Genomic DNA, 3,139 nt, shown 5'->3' on the forward strand with positions numbered 1-3,139 from the left:
TATTATAATAAACATAAAAAGCAAATATATTTTATATAAAATGGAAAATATATTTTCACGCTTTTAAATAAATATAAATATTGTGTCTTAATATGAGTTCTTATTCTTTGGAGCGAGCTTTCTGAACGTAATAATCAAAAATCTCCTTTCGTCCCTGTTCATAGCTGATTTCACCCGAAATAATGCGCGCTTTAACTAACTCATAGTGAGGCGTTCCGCTGGGATCCAGCCCTTCGAGCCTTAATGAGGCTTCCGCTTTGCGAAAACCTTCACGTCGCTGTTTTTCGCTCATCGGCTAATACCTCTGTCAGTTTTCTGACGTTGCTGGCGTTCCTGCTCCCGTTCAAGCTGGCGCTGTTTTTCACGATCGTGATTCTGTTGCTGGAACGTCTGCGCCATCGTCAGAATATGGGTCATCTGCTCCCGGGAAAGTCCCTTAAAAGGCTCTGTAACGCTCTGTAGGCGTTTTTGCTGCGAATCCATAGTCTTCTGTAGCTCCCGCGCTCTTTTTGCATTCTGAGCGCTCTGAGAGGCCATAGCGATGGTTCCTGCAAAGCCATCGTTCACTGCGTGGCTTAGACGTTTGGCTATGGCTGCCTGATCTTCCACGTCTTTGGTGAAAATGCCCTTCCGCAATACACGCGGCTCCAGCGCCTCCGGCGAGATCGATACCTGGCTACGGGTGCCACGGTTTATCGATTCGTAGTAGTGCTGAACTGTCTGATGCGTGGCACGGCTTCCCTCGATGCCGCGCTCAAGACCCAGTTTTTTTACTGATTCAGCGTAGGTGCTCTGATCTTCACGCATCTTTGACCGCCCGCCAATAAACTCTTTCGCGGACAGCCGTCCATCCTGCGTCAATGGCACCACGAACGCTGACAAGTGCGGGGTGGCCTCGTCCCGGTGAACCACCGCCGCCACAACACGATCCTTCCCGTATTTCTTCTCCAGCCATTGCTCAGAGCGGGCAAAAAACTCCGCCTGTTGCCGCGGTGTCGCTTCTTTCCACCACTCAGGGCTTGCAGTCATAACGTATTCAACGGCCAGTACAGCATCTTTACGGCGTTTTTCAGGCAGCAGCTCCCGGACACGCCCCATTGCCTGATCCGTTGATTCGGATACAGAGCAGTAGTTTTCTGGTGTCCGTTCAGCGTTAGCATTCGGCGTCTCACGCTCCCTGTAGCAGTGCTGCAAAGCGCTGGCCACACTGCCCATTCCCGTCAGCTTTTTACAGCGCATTATCGCGTAGTTCGCCATGCTTCCCCCCCTCGTTCCGGCGTCCATCCGGCCAGACGGGGGATCGCATTGCGATGCCTCCGGCGGGCCACTATCTATTGATAGTGTACTCACTAGACTTTGCTTCGCAAAATCGTTCGGTCTGGCTCACGCCAGACAGGAAAAACAACATCAACCGCCAGGGAACAACAGCGGTAAAGTGTCGTTGATAAATCTCAGCAGCTCGATGCTGAAATTGAACAATTGCCAGACAATTTCCAAAACATGTGTGTATCTCATTTAGTCTTTCTCCGTATTGGTTTTTGTACCGGCCGTCGCTTCACAACATCCGGCTATGACAAGAAGATAATCGGTCTGTGCTTTGGCCCGAAACGGTAGCCGTTGTATCGCAGGCCATACAAAACAAACCTTCCTGCAGACGCCCGAACAGGGTCGCATCACGACTTTGAGGTATGGCGAACTTTTTGTATTCGTGTGGGTTGTCAGGGATCACGACAACATCGAGGTCAAGGGCAAAGTCGTTTTTTACCTGGTGTCCGATAAAAAATCTTCTTGGGGTTTGGCAGAAAAAGCGTCTGGCAGGTGGATGGCCTCACTGCGTGAAACCATCCACCCCTGATAAGCATTTGTTTTACGGTGAGTCATCAATGGTTAAATCGGAACCCACCGCTTGCGGCGGGACCCCGCGATTTAATCATTGACGATCCAGCTAATGGAATTGGTTTTGAGAGAGCAAGGACCGCTCGCCGCAAGATCGGATTAGGGAGCGGCAACGCCGCGAGTCTGTCCGATTGAGGAAGCGGAATATCACGGAAACTACCTCAGGCACTTTCGCTCAGGACCTCTGTTTTTTCTTCTTAGTTCTTAGCGATAGATAAGAACTAAGAAGGGACTACTCGCAAACCCGCATGTAGCAAGGATCGTATTTTCAAAATCAGTACCTTCAAGGCTCAATCTACGTACTTTGTAAGCTCAAAATAGTTGTTGATTTTGAGCTTACGGCTATCTAAAATCGAATTGATGGTATCAATTTAGGGGTAGATAATGAGCTTAGTAAGATACAAAACTAACCCATTTTTGGATGATATGATTGTTCCAGTAAAGGGACAGAAAGTGCAGATCTCTAAGCTGGGAAAAGACAACAATATCTTGGTTAACCAATCGACAGGTGAGGTACACGGAACGCACGTAACTACATATCGAAAGGTTGATTCAGAGCAGTTCGTAAAGCTTTTCACAGCCAATATTGCTTTAACTTTCCAGTTGTCATCAGCAGGTATAAAAGCATTCGGGGTTTTATTATGGGTTGTTCAAAACAAAGCTCTCTCAAAAGATGAGGTCGATTTAGATTCATATGCCTTAGATGAGTTTTATGAATTACATAAGGACTCAGAACCCCCACTGCGACTAAGCCACCCTACTTTTAAACGGGGGATAAACGAATTAGAAAAAGCCCAGATTGTTGCAAAAACACTTCGGAAAGGTCGCTATTTTATTAACCCAAACTTTGTATTTAATGGCGATAGAGTTGCTTTCACAACTGTCATTGAAAGAAAAAAAGCAGAGTCCCCAGAAATAAAAGAGATTTCGTCTTGATAAGACTCACAGAACTCAACCAAGGACTACCTATCAAGCATCCGCAGCATGCCTACCCTGTGTAACTAATGGAAAACGGATGCATCCAAAATAAAAAAGCAGCTAAAAGCTGCTTTTTACTTTCACCAACAAACAGACCAAGGATACATAGAAATAATAACAATCGTTATTTTTATTATTCTCATACGCTTGGCTACTTTTTCTTTTTTATTCATGCGTAGCCTCATATTTTATTATTTATATTGACGACATTACTCGCCGTTCTTCTTACTTAAAAATATAAATAAAAAGTAACAGAAACTTTATA

Annotated in this window: 3 protein-coding genes; 1 reads left to right on the forward strand and 2 read right to left on the reverse strand. The window is 45.8% G+C overall.

The features are described 5' to 3' along the window. Nucleotides 1-100: 100 nt before the first annotated feature. Both H7R56_RS27525 and mobV read right to left on the reverse strand, forming a co-directional pair. Complete coding sequence (locus tag H7R56_RS27525; protein WP_023063538.1) at nt 101-292, reverse strand: antitoxin VbhA family protein; 192 nt, start codon at nt 290-292, stop codon at nt 101-103. Then, on the reverse strand, nt 289-1,257 hold the full coding sequence (mobV, locus tag H7R56_RS27530) for a MobV family relaxase (RefSeq protein ID WP_182928890.1): 969 nt from the start codon (nt 1,255-1,257) through the stop codon (nt 289-291). Before mobV ends, H7R56_RS27525 begins: the two co-directional genes overlap by 4 nt. Nucleotides 1,258-2,280: 1,023 nt before the next feature. Between mobV and H7R56_RS27535 the strand changes: the two genes are divergently transcribed. Continuing rightward, nucleotides 2,281-2,832, forward strand: coding sequence for a replication/maintenance protein RepL (locus H7R56_RS27535; RefSeq protein ID WP_182928889.1), 552 nt, complete (start codon nt 2,281-2,283; stop codon nt 2,830-2,832). Nucleotides 2,833-3,139: the final 307 nt, after the last annotated feature.

This window comes from Klebsiella sp. WP3-W18-ESBL-02 (assembly GCF_014168815.1).
GTDB classification, from domain to species: Bacteria; Pseudomonadota; Gammaproteobacteria; order Enterobacterales; family Enterobacteriaceae; genus Kluyvera; species Kluyvera ascorbata_B.